The 20,934-nt window shown below is 67.3% G+C and carries 18 protein-coding genes; 2 read left to right on the top strand and 16 right to left on the bottom strand.

Annotation, left to right across the window (positions count from 1 at the left end):
• Positions 1-66: 66 nt before the first annotated feature.
• The 11 genes from ABD974_RS18535 to ABD974_RS18485 all read right to left on the bottom strand — a co-directional run bounded on the left by ABD974_RS18535 (position 67) and on the right by ABD974_RS18485 (position 13,564).
• Complete coding sequence (locus ABD974_RS18535) at positions 67-633, bottom strand: heme NO-binding domain-containing protein (protein ID WP_345304834.1); 567 nt, start codon at positions 631-633, stop codon at positions 67-69.
• A 463-nt stretch (positions 634-1,096) separates the two neighbouring features.
• Positions 1,097-1,435: a hypothetical protein gene (locus tag ABD974_RS18530; RefSeq protein ID WP_345304833.1), complete on the bottom strand. Its 339-nt coding sequence runs from the start codon at positions 1,433-1,435 to the stop codon at positions 1,097-1,099.
• On the bottom strand, positions 1,432-6,126 hold the full coding sequence (locus ABD974_RS18525) for an RHS repeat-associated core domain-containing protein (RefSeq protein ID WP_345304832.1): 4,695 nt from the start codon (positions 6,124-6,126) through the stop codon (positions 1,432-1,434). Before ABD974_RS18525 ends, ABD974_RS18530 begins: the two co-directional genes overlap by 4 nt.
• A 549-nt stretch (positions 6,127-6,675) precedes the next feature.
• A complete protein-coding gene (locus ABD974_RS18520) occupies positions 6,676-7,194 on the bottom strand; it encodes a L,D-transpeptidase family protein (protein WP_345304831.1) in 519 nt (172 codons plus the stop codon).
• A gap of 4 nt (positions 7,195-7,198) precedes the next feature.
• Positions 7,199-8,887 (bottom strand): acyl-CoA dehydrogenase family protein, encoded by a 1,689-nt coding sequence (locus ABD974_RS18515; protein WP_425562738.1) that lies wholly within the window; start codon positions 8,885-8,887, stop codon positions 7,199-7,201.
• A gap of 39 nt (positions 8,888-8,926) precedes the next feature.
• Complete coding sequence (locus tag ABD974_RS18510) at positions 8,927-10,150, bottom strand: FAD-dependent oxidoreductase (protein ID WP_345304829.1); 1,224 nt, start codon at positions 10,148-10,150, stop codon at positions 8,927-8,929.
• 136 nt (positions 10,151-10,286) lie between these two features.
• Positions 10,287-10,493, bottom strand: coding sequence for a cold-shock protein (locus ABD974_RS18505; protein ID WP_345304828.1), 207 nt, complete (start codon positions 10,491-10,493; stop codon positions 10,287-10,289).
• 149 nt (positions 10,494-10,642) lie between these two features.
• Positions 10,643-11,413 carry an S-methyl-5'-thioinosine phosphorylase gene (locus tag ABD974_RS18500; protein WP_425562732.1) on the bottom strand — a complete coding sequence of 257 codons (771 nt, stop codon included), beginning with the start codon at positions 11,411-11,413 and terminating at the stop codon, positions 10,643-10,645.
• A gap of 62 nt (positions 11,414-11,475) precedes the next feature.
• A complete protein-coding gene (locus ABD974_RS18495; RefSeq protein WP_345304827.1) occupies positions 11,476-12,036 on the bottom strand; it encodes a hypoxanthine-guanine phosphoribosyltransferase in 561 nt (186 codons plus the stop codon).
• Positions 12,033-13,040 (bottom strand): beta-N-acetylhexosaminidase, encoded by a 1,008-nt coding sequence (nagZ, locus tag ABD974_RS18490; RefSeq protein ID WP_345304826.1) that lies wholly within the window; start codon positions 13,038-13,040, stop codon positions 12,033-12,035. Before nagZ ends, ABD974_RS18495 begins: the two co-directional genes overlap by 4 nt.
• Entirely contained in the window at positions 13,031-13,564 is a 534-nt protein-coding gene (locus tag ABD974_RS18485) for a CYTH domain-containing protein (RefSeq protein WP_345304825.1), read from the bottom strand. The genes nagZ and ABD974_RS18485 overlap by 10 nt, the downstream gene beginning before the upstream one ends.
• 227 nt (positions 13,565-13,791) lie before the next feature.
• Between ABD974_RS18485 and ABD974_RS18480 the strand changes: the two genes are divergently transcribed.
• Positions 13,792-14,631, top strand: a complete 840-nt coding sequence (locus ABD974_RS18480; protein WP_345304824.1) for an XVIPCD domain-containing protein — start codon at positions 13,792-13,794, stop codon at positions 14,629-14,631.
• A gap of 66 nt (positions 14,632-14,697) precedes the next feature.
• On the opposite strand, the gene rlmD is transcribed toward ABD974_RS18480, so the two are convergent.
• The 3 genes from rlmD to ABD974_RS18465 all read right to left on the bottom strand — a co-directional run bounded on the left by rlmD (position 14,698) and on the right by ABD974_RS18465 (position 18,904).
• Positions 14,698-16,077 carry a 23S rRNA (uracil(1939)-C(5))-methyltransferase RlmD gene (gene rlmD / locus ABD974_RS18475; protein ID WP_345304823.1) on the bottom strand — a complete coding sequence of 460 codons (1,380 nt, stop codon included), beginning with the start codon at positions 16,075-16,077 and terminating at the stop codon, positions 14,698-14,700.
• A 147-nt stretch (positions 16,078-16,224) separates the two neighbouring features.
• On the bottom strand, positions 16,225-16,830 hold the full coding sequence (locus ABD974_RS18470) for a YdbL family probable chaperone protein (protein WP_345304822.1): 606 nt from the start codon (positions 16,828-16,830) through the stop codon (positions 16,225-16,227).
• Positions 16,831-16,861: 31 nt separating this feature from the next.
• A complete protein-coding gene (locus ABD974_RS18465) occupies positions 16,862-18,904 on the bottom strand; it encodes a translocation/assembly module TamB domain-containing protein (RefSeq protein WP_345304821.1) in 2,043 nt (680 codons plus the stop codon).
• A 24-nt stretch (positions 18,905-18,928) separates the two neighbouring features.
• On the opposite strand from ABD974_RS18465, the gene ABD974_RS18460 reads away from it, so the two are divergent.
• Positions 18,929-19,699 (top strand): Hpt domain-containing response regulator, encoded by a 771-nt coding sequence (locus tag ABD974_RS18460; RefSeq protein ID WP_345304820.1) that lies wholly within the window; start codon positions 18,929-18,931, stop codon positions 19,697-19,699.
• Here ABD974_RS18460 and recO read toward each other — a convergent pair.
• Both recO and ABD974_RS18450 read right to left on the bottom strand, forming a co-directional pair.
• Entirely contained in the window at positions 19,669-20,454 is a 786-nt protein-coding gene (recO, locus tag ABD974_RS18455) for a DNA repair protein RecO (RefSeq protein ID WP_345304819.1), read from the bottom strand. The two genes, ABD974_RS18460 and recO, sit on opposite strands and share 31 nt — an antisense overlap.
• Before the next feature lie 51 nt (positions 20,455-20,505).
• On the bottom strand, positions 20,506-20,931 hold the full coding sequence (locus tag ABD974_RS18450) for a hypothetical protein (protein WP_345304818.1): 426 nt from the start codon (positions 20,929-20,931) through the stop codon (positions 20,506-20,508).
• Positions 20,932-20,934 lie beyond the last annotated feature (3 nt).

Below are 20,934 nucleotides of genomic sequence, written 5' to 3'. Positions count from 1 at the left end.
CGTAAGCCTACCGTACCGGGCCCCCGGTCGCCACGGCGGGCGGCCCCGGGCGGCGTCCGCCGCCGCTCAGTCCATGCCGTAGCCGACCGGGGACCTTCGGAGGATCTCGAAATGGCAGCGTTCGGCGCCGTAGTGCATGCACTGCGTCTCGCGGACCTCGATGTCCTCGCCGTATTTCTTCGACAGCCCCTTGACGATGCCCTTGGCCACGAAGCACAGGCGGCGCTCCGAGTGATAGGTCAGCAGCATCCGGTGCTCGCCCTGGCGGGTGGCGCGCAGCTCAGGCGGATTGCGTCTCGGATTGTGGCGATGGATGGCGTCGTGGATCTTGTTGCTGGCGTTTTCCAGCACCTCGAACGTCCGCCATTCCGGACGCACGAACATCTCGTAGTAGGTGACCAGCGACGGGCCGACGAAATCGCCGAAGTCCTCCAGCACCGCCGGCAGCGGCACCTTGAGCATCCGCGCCGCCGTGGACGCGAGATTCACGATCTCCTCGTCGGGATACTGGGCGACCGGGAAATAGACCTTGTAGCCGATGCCTGCTTCCGCGAGCAGCGCGTCCCAGGTGGCGCGGCCGCCATGACGTTCGATGACATAGCTGCGCAGGAAATCGAAAATGACGCCGTACATGAGCCCCCTTGTACCTCTCCCTGTACCGGCGCACCGGGACCGCCATGCGGCGGGCCGGTCGGCCGGGGCCGAGGTCGTCCTTGAGTGATTGATACCCTCAATTAATCACACAACGACGATCCACTGCAAGCCGTTGCGCGTGGGCATCGGCCCGGTGCCGGTGAGCACTCCTGCCGGCAAGGCTTGCCCCGAACTTGATCCGGGATCGTTGAATCGGCGAGCCGTTGAACCAGATCGTCTGCTGCTGCGGTTGACCAGGTGCATCGTAGTCGACTCTACCAAGGCCCGGGTGCCGGGTAATTGCCAAACTTGTACATGCAGGCGATGGTTCGTGGTGATGTACGCCGATGCCTCGGTGGTCGATCCCAGCGTGCGACTGGTGCGGTTGTGGTCACCTCGTCTCGAACAATGACTTTTGAGTGACTTTCCAACCCGCCTTGTTGCACAGAATGACGGGCGCACTCTATGTATGGGTTACAGTATTTTCTTTCCACGCAAAATATTCGCGCCTTAATTCTTGTAAATACGAAAATTCAAAATCATCATTCGATAATATTTTTGCAAGCTTGTTATCAGCACCGACAAGCAGTTTCTTTTCAATGAGAAAATCTTCCCATCTTCGATTGCTTTGATTTTGATCGACCACATCGTCAAGAAGCATGTCGCTGATGCAATCTACAATCCAAAGCATCGATGGCAGCTCAACCGGCCTACCCAGCATACCTGGTTTTTCTTCAAAAACATTATATATATGCGAAACAAATTCTTTAATTCTTTCAATCTTTTTTTCAGAACTTATCATAGATAACCTCCAATATCATCAATAGTCTGAATCAAATAGCTTCCAGGCCCAAGGTTGAGAGCGTTGAGGCGAATAACATATTCCGAATACAATATTCCACTCGGCCCAGTCGTAGCGTCAAAGACACGGTCACCCAATCGCACCGCGAAATGTTGAGGCGCCGTGTATCTCTCGGAGAGGTAAACAAATCTAAATCCTGGGGCGTTGGCGATGCGTAAATATTGAGGGGCCAGTCCGTTATAACGAAAAATATCATGAATGGCTTTCGCGGCCTTCTCGCATTGATTGCTGTTGATCGGGAACCGCCTCAGATAGCCACCTACGACATTATGTATCTGCTGCCCTTTCGTCGCCAACGCTGCTGCTACAGGAGTCGCTCCTGCTTGAGCTATGGTAATAGCTTCCGTCAAATTTCCTGCCGCTAGCGCAGCATTGAATTTGTCAGTCAAGGAGTCTTCCAGGCCCAAAAGATCAATGCGTGTTAGCGAGTTTCCACCCACATACCCATACGTACTAACCCCACCCGCAAGCCCAATCGGATCACTCTGCGCATACCTGCCCGTCGCCGGGTCGTAGTCGCGGAAGTAGTTGTAGTTGAGTCCCGACGCCGCATCGTAGCGCTGTCCCGGGAAGCGCATGTCCAGCACGAACGCGATGCCGTCGTTGTCCGGGTCCTGGTCCGGCGCGCTGTCGCCGAAGGCTTCGCCATCGAGTCCCCAGAGCCACACTGCGACGTTGCGGGTCGGGTCGATCACCACGCGTGGGGTGCCGAGCGCATCGGCTTCGATGTAGTGCAATTTCAGGTTCGCGCCGGTGCCGGTGAGCAGGCCTACCGGCAGATCGTTGAACCAGATCGCCTGCTGCAGCGGTTGGCCCGGCGCGTCGTAGTCGCCCAGCCATTGACCGGCATCGCCGTACAGCGTGAGCGTGGTCTGCCCGCCTGCGATCCGGCGCACCCGCTCGCCGCCGCCGTTGTAGAGATAGCCCGCCGTCTGCGTGCCGCCCACCTTCACCACCGACAGCCGGCCGACCTGGTTGTACTCGAAGGTCTTCGCCGTGCCGCCGATCGATGTGGTGTTGCCGCTGTCGTCGTACCCGCGCGCGATGCTGGCGACACTCTGCAGGCGATGGTTCGTGGTGATGTACGCCGATGCCTCGGTGGCCGATCCCAGCGTGCGGCCGGTGCGGTTGCCGGTCGCGTCGTAGGCGTACGCCTGCAGCACCGCGTTCGTGCTGCCTTCCCGGCTGTCGGTCAACCGGTTCAGGGCGTCGTAGCCGTAGCGCCGCAGCGGCGGGTCGGTCTGATCGCCGTTGCGCAGCGTCTTGAGGTTGCCGACCTCGTCGAACTCGTAGCCCACGCTGAGCCCGCCCACGGCCGTGTCCTGCACGATGCCCGGCTGGCCGTTCTGGTTGAGGGTGCGGGTCATCACCCGGGTATTGCCGTACGTCCACTGCGCCACCGGGCCGAACGGGTGATACAGGGCCGAACCGAGCAGGGTCTGGCGCGCGCCGCCAGTCGGCGTGACGCCGATGCCGGTGGTTCTTCCCAGCGAGTCGCGCACGTAGTCGACGACGGTCCCGTCGGGATAGGTCATCGCGGTCAGCCGGCCATTGGCGAGCACGGTCCAGCGCAGGATCAGGGTCTGCCCGCCCGTCCGCTGCACCTTGCGCACCAGATCGCCGAAACGGTTCCAGCAATAGCTCGTGCTGCCGCTGCCGTCGCTCATGCGTGCGAGCCGGCCGGTCAGGAACGTCTCGTCCGCGGCGCAGTCCGCCGTCGGCGCGTCGTATTCGAGGATCACGTCCTCGTCCGCCCCCGGATAGCCGACCGCCACCGGCCGGTTCAGCGCGTCGTACTGCGTCGCCATCGCCACGCCGCGTGCGTCGGCCCCCGCGATGCGATTGCCGGCGGCGTCGTAGCCGGAGGTCGCGGTGCCGGTATCCGGACTCTGCAACTGCACCACGTCGCCGAAGCCGTTGTAGGTGTAGACCGTTTCCAGGCCTTTCGGATCGGTGACGCGGGTCGTGCGGTCGAGCGCGTCGTATTGGAGCTGCGTCTGCGCGGCGATGCCGCCCACATCCTCCAGGCTGCTCTTCAGTCGCCCCAGCGCGTCGAACGTGTTCTCGGCCCTGCGCAGCAACGGATCGGTCGTCGCGGTCGGCAGACCCTCGTCGTCGTACTCGAACGCGGTCGTGCGCCCATAGGCGTCGAGTTGCGTCTGCAGCCGGCCGAGATCGTCGTAGGTCCGGCTCAGGCTGCGGCGGATCGCGCCGCTGCCGTCGAGCACCTGCTCGCCGATCCGATCTCCAGCGCCGTTGAGCGTGTAATGGATCGCGTTGCCGCGGTTGTCGCCGACGGTGGTCAACCGATGCGCCGTGTCGTAGGCGAACGTCGCTTCCATGCCGTCCGACTGCAGGACGCGCTTGATCGCGCCGAACGGGTAGTACCAGAACCGGTCGATGCGATCGTCGCTCTCGCTGCCGGCGTTGGTCCCGCGCACCTTGCGGGCGCTCGCCCAGCCCCGCGTGTTGTACTCGATGTCCGTGGTCGTGCCGGTCGCGTCCACCACCGATTTCGTCCGCCCGGCGCCATCGGCCTTCGCGATCTCGACGCTCTGGCCTAGCGCGTTGGTCGTTTTCCACAGGTCGCCCCTGCGGTACGGGCAGGTCGTCGGCGCGGTCGCGCACGTCGCCTCGTCGGCCATGCGATAGGTGTAGGTCGTCACGTCCGACACGTCCGCGCGTGGCCCGTTCACGGCCGTGAGCAGCCCGACCATCGGACAAAGCCCTGCGGTCACGTCAGCCGGCTCGCAGTAAGTGAAGCTCACCGCCCGCGACGCCAGCGTCGCCGGGTCGATCCGGGTCGACGTGGTCGGCTGGTGACGGGCGTTGTAGGTCCACACCGTCTTCGCCTGCAGCGCACCCACGGCATCGAGCACGCGGCGTTCCAGGATGCGACCGCTGACCGGGTCGCGATCGATCTCCGTGCGTCGCTGCTCGGGCGTGCCGAAGGCTTCGATGGTGGCGGTGCGATACGCGCCGGTGTACTCGTACCGGGTGATCGTGCCGCGCGCGTCGGTCTTCGACTCCAGGCGGCCGCTCGTGTCGTAGACGAAGCTCCGGCTGCCGACGCTGTCGGCCATGCTCAGAATGCGCCGATAGGTGCCCGGCTGGATGACGTAGCTGTCGCTGCCGTTGGAGGCGGTCTGGACCGTCGCGGCGTCTTCGTTGGGGTAGCTGACCTGGGTCGACTCGTTGGGCGTTCCCAGCATCCGGCTCTCGGTGACGCGGCCGCGGACGTCGTAGGAAAAGGACCCGATGCGCTGGCTGTATTCGTCGGTGATGCCGGTCAGCGCATGGCGCTGCTCCGGGGCGCCGACGAGGCCCGCTTCGTTGTAGTGGTAGAACCGCATCGACCAGTCCGGGTTGAGCACGCTGGTCAGGTTGCGGTCGGCGTCGTGGCCGTAGAGGTACTCGGTGCCGTCCGGCAGGACGATGCGCTGCAGCACATGATTCGCGTAGAAGAAGCGAAGTTGGCGGCCCTGCGCATCGGTCACGGTCGAGATCGACTGGTCGACCCAGGCGATGGTCACGTCGTTGCGCGGGTCGTCCGGATGCCGGACCGCGATCAGGAAACCGCTCAGGTCGAACTCGCGGGTCTCGCCGCCCGGAAACCGCAGCCGCCAGCCGATGCCGCCCGCGTTGACCCGCTCCAGCACCCGGTCGACCGACGACTGGCCGCGGTAGCGATTGCCAGCGACCAAGGTATAGCCTTCGAAATCACCGGCATCGTTGATGTGCGCATAGGGCGTGGTCGAACTCCCCGCGCCCAGAATCCGATCGCTCCAGGTGTGCGCCCAGGCGACCGCGAATTTCTGGTTGTTGCGGAACTGGCGCAGCGACCGGTAATGGCGCGTGAAGGTCGTGCCGGCGAACGCGAAATCCGACTCGTGCCGCTGCTTCTCGCCCGTCGCAGGATGGATCGGACTGGGGCTGCCTGCGCAACTGCCGCACTGCTGGATCGGTCCGGTGATCCGCCGGCTCGGGCCCGTGTACTTGCACAGCGTCGGCAGGGACAGATCGCCAACGCCGTCCTTCGCGACGGCATCGCTGAGCCGGGTGTAGCTTGCGGAGCAGACGAACGAGGCTTCCTGCCGGATCTCGAACAGATAGGAACCCGATCCGCTCTCGCAGGTGTAGTCGGTGCGGTATTGGCGCCTTCCGTATTCGACGATGCCGTACTGCGCGGGAATTGGACTTTCGCGCCCCGCTACCGCGGCGTACGGCAGCACGCGTTCGGTGACCGGCGTCGCCGCGCTGAAGGTGCAGGCCGGATAGAGCGCCCGGTACTTGTCGACCGCACGTCCGACCAGTTCGTCTTCATCGGCGCACCATGAATTGGACAGGTTCGGGTCGTCGCTGCGGGTGCAGCCGTGACCGCCGCTGATCAGATTGCCGCCCGCGCCGCCCGCGACCAGATAGCTCGGTGCATACAACGTACCGGGCTGGTCCTTGACCCGGAAGACGAACTCGGCGGTTCCGGCATCGGCGAAGAGATTGGTTTCCGCCTGTTCGAGCAGGTTCGCGACCGAAGCGTTCCCGGAGGCCGCGCGCATGACCTGCTCGGCCTTGTCCAGCGTATCGCGGCAGTCGCTGCCATAGCAGAAACTGGGTGTCGGCGTCGGCGGCACCACCTGCGCAGGGGCGCCAAGACCGATGAGGAGAAGCGCAAGGATCGCGAGGGATGGGCGGAGGGACCGCCACGCCGGCCGCTCGGGATTCGGAAGACTGCCTTCGGCAGGATGGATGGGGCTGTGATCGACCGTCATTCGTGGAACGCTCCCTGATTGCGATTCGACAAAGCCGCCCAGGTGACTGAGCGGCTCTGCGCATTGGCGACATCGTGAAGTCTAGCGGAGGTCATTCCCCTTCAGAGCAGGGAACGGCCCATTGCATAAGCGTGAGCCGACGGACGGGCACATGATCTCCTCCCCGCGTCGCAAAGCGCGCGACTGAAGGAGGGGTTGAATCATCGCTCGCGCGCGCTGCGCTCATCTTCCGTTAGCGCTCACTGTAACAATATCTTTCTACGATAGTAAATCGCGAAAAGAGATCTGTCGCATAGCTGTGGGGGCTGGGTAACGGCATGCAACAAGGCCGCTGGCGGCGGGGATCGTACCGCTGTCGCTGGCGCGATGAGCGCCCGATCGGGGCTTGACTGCGATTCGACTGCGGCTCGATCAGGGCTCGATCGAAATCGGCGTATCCACCGCAACGAGGCGCCAGACTTCCTCGATTTCGCGATCGGTCAGCGCGATGCAACCGTCGGTCCAGTCGGTGCCGTAACCGGGCGGCGTCCCGCCGTGGATCATGATGTCGCCGCCGGGGTCGACGCCGCGTGCGCGCGCCTGCGCGCGATCGGCTTCGTTCGGATACGAGACCCGCAGCGACAGATGGAAACGGCTCTTGTCGTTGCGGAACGTGATGCGGTAGAGGCCTTCGGGCGTGCGTTCGTCGCCCTGCTGCCGCTTGTGCCCGACCGGCGCGTCGCCGAGCAGAATGCGGTAGGTCCGGATCACCTTGCCATCGCGCAGCAACTGCATGCGACGCTCGGATTTGTCGACGCGGATTTCGTCCGCACGTTCGTCCGCCGGCGCCAGGGCCGGCGGCCAGACAGCGGGTTTGCGCGCATGCGGCGAAGAGGCCGCGAGCACGCAGAAGCCGAGAACCAGCCACGGGCGAAACCACTGTCGTTTCATCGCTTCAGGGCTCCATGCGCGCGAGCGCGCCATCGATATCGTCGTGCGCGGTCATCGTACCGAAGACCATGCCGCGCGCACCGCCCAGGCGGCTGCGGCAGAAGGCCTCGGCCAGCGGGCTGTCGGCGCGCAGCAGTGTCGCCGCCTGCAGCGCCAGCGCGAGACGTTCGACCAGCGCGCGTGCGCCGGCCTGCGCCGCGTCGGGATCCATCGTGAGCATCGCCGCGGTGTCGGTCGCGACCGCCATCGCCCATGCGTCGTAGGCCGGGTGTCGCCCGGTCGCCGACAGCAGGGCCGCGCGCAGCGCATGCATCGCGATCGGCTCACGCTGCAGCGCGCGCAGCACATCGAGGCACTGGATGTTGCCGCTGCCTTCCCAGATCGAATTCAGTGGCGCCTGCCGGTAGAGCCGCGGCAGCATCGATTCTTCGACGTAACCCGCGCCGCCGAGGCATTCCTGCGCCTCGTTGACGAACGCTGGCGCGCGCTTGCAGATCCAGAATTTACCGATCGCGGTTGCCACGCGCGCGAATCCGGCTTCCAGCGCATCGTGCGGCGCGCGATCCACCGCGCCGGCGAGACGCAGCGCGAATGCGGTGGCGGCTTCGGATTCGATCACGAGATCGGCCAGCACGTTGCGCATCAGCGGCTGCTCGATCAGGCGCTTGCCGAAGGCGACGCGATGCCGGCAATGATGCAAGGCCTGGATCAGGGCCATGCGCATTTCCGCGGCGGAGCCGAGCATGCAGTCCAGTCGCGTCAGCATCACCATGTCGAGGATGACCGCGACACCTCGGCCTTCCTCGCCGATGCGCTGCGCGCGGGCGCCGGCGAATTCGACTTCGGATGATGCGTTCGACCAGTCGCCGAGCTTGTCCTTCAGACGCATCACCCGGAACGCGTTCTTCGCACCGTCGGGCAGGCGTCTGGGCAACAGGAAACAGCTCAGGCCACCCGGCGCCTGCGCCAGCACCAGGAACGCATCGGACATCGGCGCGGAGAAAAACCATTTGTGCCCGGTCAGCGCGTAATCGTCGCCGCCGGGCAGCGGCACCGCCGCGGTCTCGTTGCTGCGCACATCGCTGCCGCCCTGCTTCTCGGTCATGCCCATGCCGAGGGTGATGCCGGCCTTGTCCGCCATCGGCACGTCGCGGCGGTCGTACCGCGCGGCCGCCGCCTTCGCGGCCCACGCGTGCAACGCGGGTTCGCGGCGCAGCGCGGGCACCGCGGCATGGGTCATGGTCAACGGGCAACTGCTGCCCGGTTCGACCTGATGATGCAGGAAACTCAGCGCCGCGCGGGCGACGTGCGCGCCCTCGACCGGCAGCGACCACTGCCCAGGCGCCCACGACAGACAGGCGACGCCCTGCGCGACCGCCGTGCCCATGATCTCGTGATAGGCGGGATGGAATTCGACGGTGTCGATGCGATGGCCGAAACGATCGTGGCTGCGCAGCCGCGGACGATCGCGGTGCGCGTCCCAGCCCAGGCGATACAGCGCATCGCCCGCGATGCGGCCGTAGCCGGCGAGATGCGCCGCGAACGCGTCGCCGCCTTCGCGCGCCACCGCCTCGCGCAGCGCGGGATCGGTCGCCCAGAGATCGCAGGGCCCGAACTCGGGGGGCTGGTTGCGCACCGCGTGGGTGTCGCCGTGGACTTCGATCGAAGAGCCGGCGCTGGAGGGACCGTCGATGGACATCATGCGCTCCGCGCGAAAGACGATGCCGGGACTTTAGCGCTCCGCGAGCGCGCGCAGGAACCCGTCGGGCAGCGGCCATGTGCCGAACCAGCCGCGGCGGGTGCCGGTGAGCACGCGCAGCGACTGCCCGCGCCCGCCGGGGATGCGCGACATCGGATGGAACAGCAGATCGCGCAGCGCGGCGACCCGGTCGTGCCCCGACTGGAACAGCGGCGTCAGCCAGCGGCTCCAGAGGTGATACATGCCCAGATGCGTCCGTCGATCCCGCTGATAGGCCGACAGCGCGGCGGGGATGTCGGCGGACGCGCGCAGCGCATCGCGCAGCGCAAGCGCGTCGACCAGCGCCATGTTCGCGCCCTGCCCCAACTGCGGGCTCATCGCATGCGCGGCGTCGCCGACCAGCACCGCGCGGCCGCGATGCCAGCGCTTGAGTACGCTGTCGCGATAACGGGCCTGCGCCAGGCCTCCCGGAATCGCGGTGTCGCGCAGGTGCGGCAGCACTTCCGGCCAGACCTCGCCCACGTCGTCGCGCCAGCGCGCGGCGTCGCGACCCGACTCCGCGAGTTCGGCCGCCGGCAGGCTCCAGAAGAAACTCAGCCGCGGCACCGGATCGTCCGGACGGGTCCCGACCGGCAGCATCCCCACCATCCGCCGCGCCCGCCGATAGCGCTGGCGCAGCTCGTCCGGCCAGGCCCAATCGCCGGCCGGCACCAGGCACCACTGCGCGCCCCAGGGATATGGCCTGTCGAAGGCGATCTCGCCGATGCCGGCACGCAGTTTCGAGGCCGCGCCGTCGGCGACCGCGATCAGATCAAAGGCGCCGTGTTCGTCGCCGCGATCGTCGCGCAGCACGCCGCGTTCGGCATCGATCGAGACGACCTCGCGACCGCAGAGCAGCGATCGCTGTTCGTTCCACGCCGCATCGAGCAGTTGGAAGATCGCGCCGCGCTGCATCCCGAGGCCGAACAGCGCCTGATGCAGTTCCCGGTAGCGCATGTCCATCACCGGACGCGCGTCCACGGTCTCGCCATACAGCCTGCGCACCGGCGCGCCGTGCGCCAGTGCCGCCGGCAGCAGGCCCAGCGACCACAGCGCGCACAAGCCGGTGGGCTGCAGCAGGAAACCGGCGCCGACCGGGCCGGGTTCGGCGACGCGTTCGAAGACTTCGACGCGGTGACCGTCGCGCCCGAGCGCGAGTGCGAGCGCCTGTCCGGCGGTGCCGTAACCGACGACGGCGATGCGAAGCGTGGTCTTCATGCGGTGGGCTTCATGAGGCGGGCGATCGTTGCGCGGGGCATCATCCGGGGAGGAGCGTGCGCGACTCGATCCGGAGATACGAAAAGGCCCCGCCGAAGCGGGGCCTGCGATGGGCTTGCGATGCGGGCCACCGGCTTCAGGCGACCGGGGTCACGCCTGCGGCCTGGGCGCCTTTCGGACCCGTGGTGACTTCGTACTGCACGCGCTGACCTTCCTGCAAGCTGCGAAAGCCTTTGGAGTTGATCGCCGAAAAGTGGACGAACACATCGGCACTGCCATCCTCGGGAGCGATAAAGCCAAATCCCTTGGCATCGTTGAACCATTTGACTGTTCCGTACGGCATATTCCTAATGACCTCGAGTGGGATGCGGTGTCGTGCGTCGCCTGGGCGGCTACCGCACAGGCGCGAGTATGCCTGAGCCGAACCCGTACGCAAGAGGACCACCGCCTCAATCCCGACACGCGGCCAGCGATCGATTGATGCCGCCGATCTCAAGCTTCCGCGAGCAGTGCATGCAGCAACGGACCGAGTCCCGCACCGGCCGCTTCGACGTTCGCCAGCACCTCCTGCAGGGTGATCTGCTCGTCGGGATCGGGACCCGCGCCTGCGGCCCAATTGGCGACGATGGCGAGGCACGCGTAGTCGAGACCGAACTCGCGCGCCAGGCCGGCTTCGGGCATGCCGGTCATGCCGACCAGATCGCAGCCGTCGCGGCGCATGCGCGCGATTTCGGCCTTCGTTTCGAGGCGCGGCCCCTGGGTGGCGCCATAGCAGCCGCCATCGACCACCGCGACGCCGGCGCGCGACGCCGCAGCCAGAATCTCGGCGCGCAATGCGGGCGTGTACGGATCGCCGAAATCCACGTGCAGGACGTCGGTGCCCTCTTCTTCGCACAGGGTCGAGATCCGGCCCCAGGTGTAATCGATGATCTGTTCCGGGCAACCGAGCGTGCGCGGCCCGTAGTGCGCGGTGATGCCGCCGACGGTGTTCAGCGCGAGTACGCGACGCGCACCCACCGCTTCCAGCGCGGCGAGATTGGCGCGGTAGTTGATCTTGTGCGGCGGCACCGAATGGCCTTCGCCATGGCGCGCGAGGAAGGCCACGCGGCGGCCCGCCAACGTACCGATGCGGATCGGCCCGGACGGCGCACCGTAGCGGGTGACCGGCTGACGGGTCTCGACATCGTGCAGCTCCGCGAGTTTGTACAAGCCGGTGCCGCCGATGATGGCGAGCGCGATGGCATCGTGCGCGATTGAATTCATGGTGTCTCCGTCCCGCGCGCATCGCGCGCAATCAACATGCGGCCTGGGCGACGCCGCCGGGGTCAGTCCTTCAAGGCATAGATCGCGGTCAGGTTGCGTCCCTGCTCGCGATAATCCATGCCGTAACCGAAGACGTAGCGATCGGGCACGTCGAGACCGACGAAATCCGCTTCGATGCCGTCGACGCGACGATCGTGGCGCTTCACCGCGAGCACCGCGACGCGCACGTCCGCGGCGCCCTGGTCCTCGCACCAGCGCTTCACCGCCAGCAGCGTATGGCCTTCATCCAGAATGTCGTCGGCCAACAGCACCCGGCGGCCGCGCATCGGCGTCGCCGGACGATGCAGCCACGCCAGCCCCGATCCCGACGTGTTGCCGCGATAGCGGGTGGCGTGCAGATAGTCGAATTCGAGATCCTGCCCGCGATCGCCGAGCGCGAACGCGAGCTGCGTCGCGAACGGCATGCCGCCGTGCATGATGGTGACGAACAGCGGCGGCGATGCGTCCTGCGAATATTGGGCGCGGATGTCGTCGGCCATGCGCTGGATCGCGGCTTCGAGCGTCGCGCGATCGTGGATCACGTCGGCGACAGGCAGGACTTCGGCGAGGGTCGGCGCGGTCATGCGGAAGCTCCCAGCGCATCGGCCAGTCGGATCTGCACCTCCGCATGGCGTTGTTCGGCGTGCAGGGCGTCCCAATCGGTCGCCCCGCGGCCCATCAGCGCCGACAGCGCGCTGGCATCGAATCCGCGACCGTCGACCGCGGCCAGCGATTCCTCGACCAGTTCGGGATGGCAGACCAGCACCACGTCGCAGCCGGCATCGAAGTGCGCGTCGATTCGCTGCTTCACGCCGCCGGCGGAGAATGCCGCGGCCATGCCGATGTCGTCGGAGAACACCACGCCGCGGAACCCCATCTCGCGGCGCAGCACGGTCTGGATCCAGAACGGCGAATAGCCGGCGGGCTCCGGCGCCACCTGCGGATAGGTCACGTGCGCGAGCATCACCGCATCGGCGTTCGCTTCGACACCGGCGACGAACGGCACCAGATCGAGCGCGCGGATCGCATCGAGCGGACGATCGTCGACCGCGACGTCGAAATGCGTGTCTTCGAGCACCGAACCGTGGCCGGGGAAATGCTTCAGCGTCGCGGCCATGCCGGCGCTGTGCATGCCGCGGACGTAGGCGCGGGTGAATTCGGCGACGACCTCGGGATCGGCAGAGAACGCACGATCGCTGATGGCGAGGTTGCCGCGCCCCAGATCGACCACCGGCGCGAAGCTCAGATCGACGCCGGTGGCGCGGATCTCGCTGGCCATCAACCAGGCGTGCTCTTCGGCCAGCGCCAGCGCGCGCACCTTGTCGGCGGCGTAGAGCCGATCGAACCCTTCCAGCGGGGGCAGCGCGCTGTAGCCCTCCTGGAAGCGCTGCACGCGACCGCCTTCCTGGTCGACGCAGATCATCTGCGGCCGCGGCGCGGCTTCGCGGATCGCCGCGGACAGCTCCGCCACCTGCGCTCTCGAAGCGAAATTGCGCTTGAACAGGATCACCCCGCCGCAGGCATCGTGCTGCAGCCAGGCGCGCTCCTGTGCGGTGAGTTCGGTACCGGCGACGCCGATTACGAGCATGTGTCGGACTCCAGATCGGAAGCGGCCCGCTCCGCTTCGCTCCATTGCGAATACGGACGGGACGCCAGTGCGAGATTGTAGTAGCGGATCGCTTCGGTCACTTCGATGCCTAGCCAGGACGGGCGTTCGAAGCGTTCGTCGCCGCTGCCGAGCTCGACCTCGGCGACCACCAGCCCGGCGTTCTCGCCGAGGAACTCGTCGATTTCCCAGAGATGCCCCGCGTGCTCGACGAGATGCCGGCGTTTCTCGATCCGCCCGCCGACGCACAGCGCGAGCAGCGCGCGCGCATCGTCGACCGGAATCGGATAGTCGAATTCCTGGCGGGTGTGGCCGACCTCGCGGGACTTGAGGTTCAGGCGGGCATCCCCGTCCTCCAGCCGCACCCGCACCGAAGCGTTCTGCGCGCCGCGGTCGATCGCCGCCGCATCGGTGAGATAGCCCTGCGCCATCGGGATCGTGCGGTACGCGAGCGCGCGCCAGGCGTCGTCGAGGACGAGGAATTTGCGTTCGATTTCGAGGGCCACGTTCGACTCGGGTTCTGGCTCGGGGCTGCCCGAAGGCGGGGCCGGTATTGTAGGCGCAGGCCGCACTGCGGACGGGGACCGACCCATGGCGACGACTTGCATTCTGCAAGGCGCGCCGTGGTAGGATGATTGCGGTTGCCCGACGATAACGAATCTTTAACGATTCTCGGCTAGTCGGGCGAAACTGACGAACGCCGATCGTCCACCACACAAGCAGGAATATCGCCATGAACAGCGAAACTCCCAGGGACAGCGTGCCGGGTCCGAACGACGACTCCGCCCGCACCTCAGGCGCCCAGGACCGGGAAACCCCGGGCTCCATCGGGCTCGAACTCCTCGAACAGCACGACGATTTCGACATCGACAACGGCCAGGATGGCTTCGGGGACAACAACGACGGTCTCAATACGCTGATGTCGCACGAGCGCAAACTGAGCGCGAACGAACAGCGGCAGATTCTCGCCATGCGACGCCGGGTGGCCGAAGACGATCCCGAAGAACAGATGGAACTGCAGAGCGGCCGCAGGCATCGCCTGTGGGAGCTGTACAACGGCAAGCACGCCAACGGCATGTCGCCCGCGAGCACGGCGAACCCCGTAGAACAGCCGGGTGAGCCGGCGACCGCCACCCCACCCGCCGCCGCGGTGCTGTTGAACGATGCCGCCAGCCCCGACAAGCCGATGTACGACGCCGTGCTGAAGGGCGTGAGCGGACTCGACCCCGCGCGTGTCGCGCTGACCCCGGAAGAACAGGTCAAGGTCGCGGGCGCGCTGACCGCCAGCATGGCGCAGACGCCCGGCTTCAACCGCGCCACGGCGGATCTGTCCTCGATCACCATCGCGCTCAGCGAGAACGGCGACCGCCTGTTCGTGATCAATCACCAGAACCCCGGCGCGCCGGACGCGATACGCGCCAGCGTCGCGCTGGACACCGCCCGGGGACAATCACTGGAAGCCAGCAGCGAGCAGATGCTGGTGGCGCAGACCGTCGCACCGCAGCAGAAGCCGGCACAGGAGCAGATGCTGCAGGGCGAGAATCCGGCGATCACGCCGCGCAGTCTGGCCTGATACCGCTCCGCCCGAGGCAAGCCCGCACGCCCGCGTCGATGACGCGGGCGTCGCGTTCGCGGCCTGCTATTTCGTTTCGAACACCGCGATCGATTCGACGTGGGCGGTATGCGGGAACATGTCCATCACGCCCGCGGACTTCAGCACCCAGCCGCGTTCGTTGACCAGATAGCCGGCGTCACGCGCCAGCGAAGCCGGATGGCAGCTGACGTAGACGATCCGCTTCAAACCCTTCAGCGGCAACTGCTTCAACACCGCGTCGGCGCCGGAACGCGGCGGATCGAGCAGCAACCGGTCGAAGCCCGCGCGCATCCAGGCGTGCCCGGACAGATCCTGCGCGAGATCGGCCGCGTGGAACTGGACGTTGTCGAGCCGGTTGCGCGCGGCGTTTTCCCGTGCGCGCGCCACCAGCCCGGCCTCGCCCTCGACCCCGACGACCTCGCGCGCGACCCGCGCCAGCGGCAGGGTGAAATTGCCGAGACCGCAGAACAGATCGAGCACCCGATCCTCGGGCTGCACGTCCAGCAGTTCCAGTGCGCGCGCGATCATCCGGTCGTTGAGTCCGGCATTGACCTGGATGAAATCCAACGGCTTGAACTTCAGTTCGACATCCCACTGCGGCAGTCGGAACGCGAGCGGCGCCACGTCCTCCGCGCCTTCCGCAGCGACCTCAGCAGGCCACAGCCGGCGAACCGAATCGATCCCGCCCGGCTGCAGGAAGATCGCGAACGCTTCCGCCTGCGCGAAGGCGATCAGCGCCGCGCGATCGCGTTCGCCGAGCGGCTGCAGGTGCCGGAACACCAGCGCGACGCCGCTGAATCCCGGCGTGGCGTCGCCGGCGATGAATTCGATCTGCGGAATATCGCGTCGCGCGTCCATGCCGTCGACCAGCGCCGAGATCGCACCGATTTTCGTGCCGATCTGCGGGATGACGGTGTGGCACTCGGACAGGTCGGCGACGAAGCGCGGATCGGCCTCACGGAAACCGACCAGCGTCTTGTCCTTCTTCTCGACCCGGCGCACCGACAGGCGGCCTTTGCGGCGATAGCCCCAGGCGCGGTCGGTCAGCGGCGGCAGCAGCGCGCCGGCCTCGACATGCCCGATGCGCTGCAGGTTGTCGAGCAGCACCTGCTGTTTGCCGAGGATCTGTTGGTCTTCGGCCAGATGCTGCAACACGCAGCCGCCGCAGGTGCCGAAATGCGGGCAGCGCGGCGCGACCCGGTCAGGCGATGCGGTCAACACCTCGACCGCCGAGGCTTCGTCGAAATGCCGCGACTTCGCGGTCTGTTTCGCCATCACCCGCTCGCCGGGAAGAGCACCGGACACGAATACGGTCTTGCCGGCATTCGGATCGCCCTCGGGGCGGCGCGCGACGCCGCGGCCGTCGTGGGTCATGGCGGTGATGTCGAGAGCGAACGGGGTCTGGTCGATGCGGTTGCGGGCCACGGGCGGGTCTGGACGAAAACGGGCGGCGATTGTCGCATGCCCGGAAAACGACGACGCCCGCGGATGCGGGCGTCGCTGCGGTCGAGCCTCCGGGGCGGCCAGTGGCGTCGGCCATCGATGGCCTGCACCGGCGGGCACTCCCTCAGCTCATTTCTGCTTCCAGGCCCCGCCGCGCTGGTACCACCAGCCGGAGCGGGCGCTGTCGACCCACTGCTTCGCGAACACGCTGCGGATCTGAGCTTCCCATTCCGGGTGACCGTTGGCGACGGCGATCTCGCGGTAGACCGCCTTGCGGTCGCGGTTCTCGTCGGCGACGGCGGTGTTCACCGGCACGCGATCCTTCAGCGCCAGCGCGGCGGCATCGCGCACCACCACCAGGCCGTCTTCGGTGAAACCGAGCGCGCCGGAATCGAAATGCGGGCGGAGCTGGCTGTCGAAACGCTGTTCCATGCGCCCCTGGATCGCGGCGATCGCCGGGGTCTGGATGTTGAAATCGGGGCTCTGCGCGTAGGCCGGAGAGATGCCCAGCAGCATCAGCGGGTCGAATGCCGCGAGGCGGAACCCATGGCGCGGGGCCTCGTAGGCCATGCCGCCGCCTCCATCGCTCTTCGGTGCTTCGGCGTCGTTGATGACCTTTTCGACGAAGACCTTGGCCGCTTCCTTGGCTTCGGCGGCCGGGAAATACACGTTGATGGTGACGCAGGCGCTGAGCAGCAGCGCGGCGACCATGGAAGCTCCCAACAGACGGCGCATGTTCGTTACTCCAGGAAGAATGAGGTGAAGCTTACTCGACCACCGGGGAGAGTTCGCCGCTGCCGACCGCCGCCAGGCGTTCGACCAGGGTCGGCCAGTCGACCTGCCGATTGAACCCCACCACGTTGAGGCGCGGGACCCCGGCGCCTTCGACGATAGTAAATCCATCGGCGCCTGAACCCGACCCCGCCGCACCGTCCAGGCCGGCCATCTCGCAGACGCCGTTGTGCAGGCGGCAGGCGATGCCGATCCGGCGATAGCCGAAATCGTCGAACAGGCCGATCAGCTGGCCCTGCAGGGTGGTCACGAACGAGGCGTCGCCGACGCTCGAAATGTTCTGCACCGCGCGCTGGCTGATGCGCTGGCGCACGCCGCGCTTCTTTTCGGTATGCAGCTCGGCGTCGAAGGCGGTGGCGGTCCAGTCGACCAGACGCAATTCGCGGATGCCGCCGTGCAGCCGGCCGCTGATGCTGCCGAAGTCGAACACTTCGGTGACCGACAGCAGATCGAGATCCTGCAGCGCGAGGTCCGCCGACAGCGTCGGCGCGACGCCGAAGGGCCGCTCCATCGCCAGCGACGAGACCGTCACCCGGCCGTCGAACACCCGCATCTCCAGGCCGCCTTCGAACACCAGCCGGTCGGCCGCGAAGCGGGCATCGGGAATCGTGCCGCTGAGCGTGCCGCGGAACGCCGGCCAGCCGAGATTGTTCGCGAGCGTGCCGATGTCGATCGCATCGAGGGTCAGGCCGAAATTCGCCTCCACGCCGCGGTCGCCCAACGGCGGGCGCAGCTGGAATCGATCGAAACGCAGGCTGCCGCCGACCGCGGGCACGGTGGCCGGCGCGCGCAGGCCGATGCCGCCGTCGGCACTGCGCAACGCCAGCGTCGATGCGCCGAAATCGAGACCGTAGAGCTGGCCGCTGCGCCAACGCAGCGCACTGTCGACGGCGGCGTCGCCGGAGAAGCGCACATCGCCGTCGAGACCGTCGAAGCGGAACATGCCGCCGCCTTCGCGCACATCGACCGCTTCGAAGCGCGCGTCGAAACCGCGCAGTCCGGTGGCATCCAGATGCAGGCGGCTGCGCAGTTTGCCGGCAAGGCCCAGATCGCCCAGGCCGAAACTGCCGAGCCAGCCGGACAGATAGCGACCGGTCACCGGCGCCAGATCGTCGCTGGAGACTTCGACATCGAGCGCACGCAGCGCGCCGTCCGACGCGAACGCCGCCTGGCCGCGCGCCGCCAGCGTGCCGCCGTCGCGCCAATCGAGGGTCGGCAGGCGCCAGCCGGCATCGTCACCGACGGCCTCGATGCGCAGCGCCACCGGCGTCTTCGGCAGCGCGACGTAGGCGCTGCCGAATAGGAATTCGCCGCCCCTCAGTTCGCCGTCGAGAGCGATGCGCTGTTCGTTCGCGGCGATGCGGTAATCGAGCGCGAACCGCGCGCCGAGACCTTCGGCGGCGATGGTGGCGTCGGGCGTTTCCAGCGCGACGCCCTGGAAGGTCAGCGGCCCGGCGATGCGCAGCGGACGCCCAGTCGGTGCGCTGACGACGAGCCGGCCGTCCATCAGCCCGTTCTTGAAACGGCCGTCGGCCCAGGCACGATCGAGCAGCGCCTGCGACCAGCGCATCGGCACCTGCACCAGATCGATGCGGGTGTCGTCGGGCGCCGCGGCCTGACGATGGACTTCGAGCCGCGCCGCGCCCTGCCGCAGGGCCACGTCGGTGTAGGCGGTGCCGAGATCGACGCCGAGCCGCATGGGATCGCCACGGCCGGCGCGCAGATCGCCATCGCAGCGCCATCCGCCCGCGCCGTCGCGCCGCAGCGGGCACTGCCAGACGAGATCGTGGAAGCGATAGCCGAGGTCGGGCGCGTCGAGCGTGCCGACCCGCAATCGCAGGGTGCCGCGGTCGGCCTGCGCCGGCCAGTCGAGTCGCACGTCGACGCGTTCGAGCGTGGCCAGTCCGGTCGCGATCCGCGCGATGCTGGCGGTCGCGGTGCGCGCCTGCGTCGTCTGCGGCCAGAAGGCCGCGCAGAGCGCGAGCGACAGCAGGATCGGTAAGATGCGCGATGACATGGCCGTCAGAGTAAACGACCCGCGATGAACGCATCCGTCCCGCTGCCGTCGGGTCCTTCGCAACCCGCCGCCCTGCCCCGCGTCCTGCTGCTCGAAGACGATCCGGTGAGCGCGGCCTTCCTCGCCGAAGGGATCGCTGGGCTGCCGGCCACGGTGGAGATCGCCGGCACCGTCGCCGAAGCGCGAACGCTGGCCGGAGACCGCCATGCGCTGTGGCTGTTCGATGCGAACCTGCCGGATGGCCGCGGCGACGCATTGCTGGCGGAACTGCGGGCCGGGGGACTGACGGTGCCGGCGCTGGCGCATACCGCCGACGCCCGGCGCGAAGAACGTGACGCGCTGATCGCCGCTGGGTTCGTCGAGGTGCTGCCGAAACCGCTCGCGATCGCACATCTGCATGCGGCGCTGCGACGCGCGCTGGGAACGCAGGCAACGTGGCCCATGGAGGACATCGCGGCGCCGTGCTCATCCATCGATGGCGAACCACCGCCGATCTGGGACGATGCCGTCGCCCTGCGCGCGCTCAACGGCCAGCGCGCGCATGTCGACACGATGCGCGGCCTGTTTCGCGACGAGTTGATCCAGACCGTGGCGCGCGTCGCCGATGCGTTCGCCCGCGGCGACATTGACGCACTGCACGCAGAACTGCACCGGCTGCAGGCCGCCTGCGGCTTCACCGGCGCCGCGCGACTGGCCATGGCGGTCGATGCGATGCGGGCGACGACGGATTCGAGCGCCGCGCATGCGCAGTTCGAACGCGCGGCTCAGGACACGCTGTCGTCGCCTTCCGGCTGAGTGGCGGACAGGGCAGCGGACGCATCGACGCGCGGCAACGCCGCGATCAGTTCCCACGATTTCAGGCCGCGCCCGCCGAGATGGTGCAGCAGCAGCGCGCGCATCGCGCGGCGCAGTCCGGGCATGTCCTCCGCGCAGGGTTCGCGGTCGGCGGCGAGATCGAGCAGCGCGCGGCCAGTCGCGGCTTCGTTACGGCCGGTGCGGCCGGTATTCGCCGCCTCGCCGAGCACGCGCCGCGGGCCGTGCTCGGCATCGAGGTGATAACGTGCGGCCGGGTCGATCGCGGTGCCGTCGCCGTCGCAGTCCCAGGCGAAACCGACGCCCAGCGCCTCCAGCAGATCGCGCTCGAAGCGTCGCAGCGTCCACGCCAGCGGCAGATCGTCGAGACCCAGCCGCGCGCGGGTTTCGCCGTAGATCGCATACAGCACGCCGACGCCGTCGTGGCGCGGCGCGAGACGCAACATCAGTTCGTTGAGATAGAAGCCCGCCAGCATGGCGTCGCCGTGCAGCCGAGGCGCTTCGTCGATGGCCTCGGCGGCGTTGAGATGCGCCAGCTCACCGCGCTGCACGGCATCGAAGCGGATGTGCTGCAGCGGCTGCAGCGCCGCACGGAACGGCTGTTTCTTCGGCCCGTGCACGCCGCGCGCGACCAGACCCACGCGACCATGCTCACGGCTCAGCACTTCGACCAGCAGACTGGTTTCGCGCCAGGCGCGGGCGTGGAGGACGAACGCGGGTTCGGCGGTGTAGCGCATCGCGTCAGCCGGCGCGGACGAACCGCAGGCCATCGGATGTCGCGGAGGACATCATGGCGACGCGCGCTCGACCAGACGCACGTCGACGATCTCGCGCTCCCATTCGCCCTGCATGCTCGATGCGGTCGCCTTCTGGATGCGCAGGCAACTCGCATCGCTGCGGCCGACCACGATCGCACCATCGAATGCGGAGAGATCGTCCAGCGCGCTGGCGCCATGGCCGGCGGTGGCGTCGAAACCGGCCTGCGCCGAAATCGGACGGGAAACGCCGACATTCCAATCCGCCGGTATCCGCTCGATGGCGACGAATTCGCCGCACGCGATCACGATCCGGACGTGGTCGATGGCGAGGCCCGCGGGCGGCCTCACGAACTGCGGCGGAAAACGGATTTCATGCCGACTGGCCGGATTACCGGCGGTCGCGATGCCGGGCATCGCCGTCAGGCAGAGCGCGAGTGCGAACGCCGAACGCACCATGTG

The sequence above is a fragment of the Lysobacter hankyongensis genome (assembly GCF_039543145.1).
Taxonomy (GTDB): domain Bacteria; phylum Pseudomonadota; class Gammaproteobacteria; order Xanthomonadales; family Xanthomonadaceae; genus Lysobacter_I; species Lysobacter_I hankyongensis.
This window is presented reverse-complemented; position numbering and strand designations above follow the sequence as displayed.

Excerpts from the sequence above, each read along its gene's own strand:
- ABD974_RS18535 (WP_345304834.1), bottom strand. The coding sequence starts at position 633 with ATGTACGGCGTCATTTTCGATTTCCTGCGCAGCTATGTCATCGAACGT.
- ABD974_RS18530 (WP_345304833.1), bottom strand. The coding sequence starts at position 1,435 with ATGATAAGTTCTGAAAAAAAGATTGAAAGAATTAAAGAATTTGTTTCG.
- ABD974_RS18520 (WP_345304831.1), bottom strand. The coding sequence starts at position 7,194 with ATGAAACGACAGTGGTTTCGCCCGTGGCTGGTTCTCGGCTTCTGCGTG.
- ABD974_RS18510 (WP_345304829.1), bottom strand. The coding sequence starts at position 10,150 with ATGAAGACCACGCTTCGCATCGCCGTCGTCGGTTACGGCACCGCCGGA.
- ABD974_RS18505 (WP_345304828.1), bottom strand. The coding sequence starts at position 10,493 with ATGCCGTACGGAACAGTCAAATGGTTCAACGATGCCAAGGGATTTGGC.
- ABD974_RS18500 (WP_425562732.1), bottom strand. The coding sequence starts at position 11,413 with ATGAATTCAATCGCGCACGATGCCATCGCGCTCGCCATCATCGGCGGC.
- ABD974_RS18495 (WP_345304827.1), bottom strand. The coding sequence starts at position 12,036 with ATGACCGCGCCGACCCTCGCCGAAGTCCTGCCTGTCGCCGACGTGATC.
- nagZ (WP_345304826.1), bottom strand. The coding sequence starts at position 13,040 with ATGCTCGTAATCGGCGTCGCCGGTACCGAACTCACCGCACAGGAGCGC.
- ABD974_RS18480 (WP_345304824.1), top strand. The coding sequence starts at position 13,792 with ATGAACAGCGAAACTCCCAGGGACAGCGTGCCGGGTCCGAACGACGAC.
- ABD974_RS18470 (WP_345304822.1), bottom strand. The coding sequence starts at position 16,830 with ATGCGCCGTCTGTTGGGAGCTTCCATGGTCGCCGCGCTGCTGCTCAGC.
- ABD974_RS18465 (WP_345304821.1), bottom strand. The coding sequence starts at position 18,904 with ATGTCATCGCGCATCTTACCGATCCTGCTGTCGCTCGCGCTCTGCGCG.
- ABD974_RS18460 (WP_345304820.1), top strand. The coding sequence starts at position 18,929 with ATGAACGCATCCGTCCCGCTGCCGTCGGGTCCTTCGCAACCCGCCGCC.
- recO (WP_345304819.1), bottom strand. The coding sequence starts at position 20,454 with ATGCGCTACACCGCCGAACCCGCGTTCGTCCTCCACGCCCGCGCCTGG.
- ABD974_RS18450 (WP_345304818.1), bottom strand. The coding sequence starts at position 20,931 with ATGGTGCGTTCGGCGTTCGCACTCGCGCTCTGCCTGACGGCGATGCCC.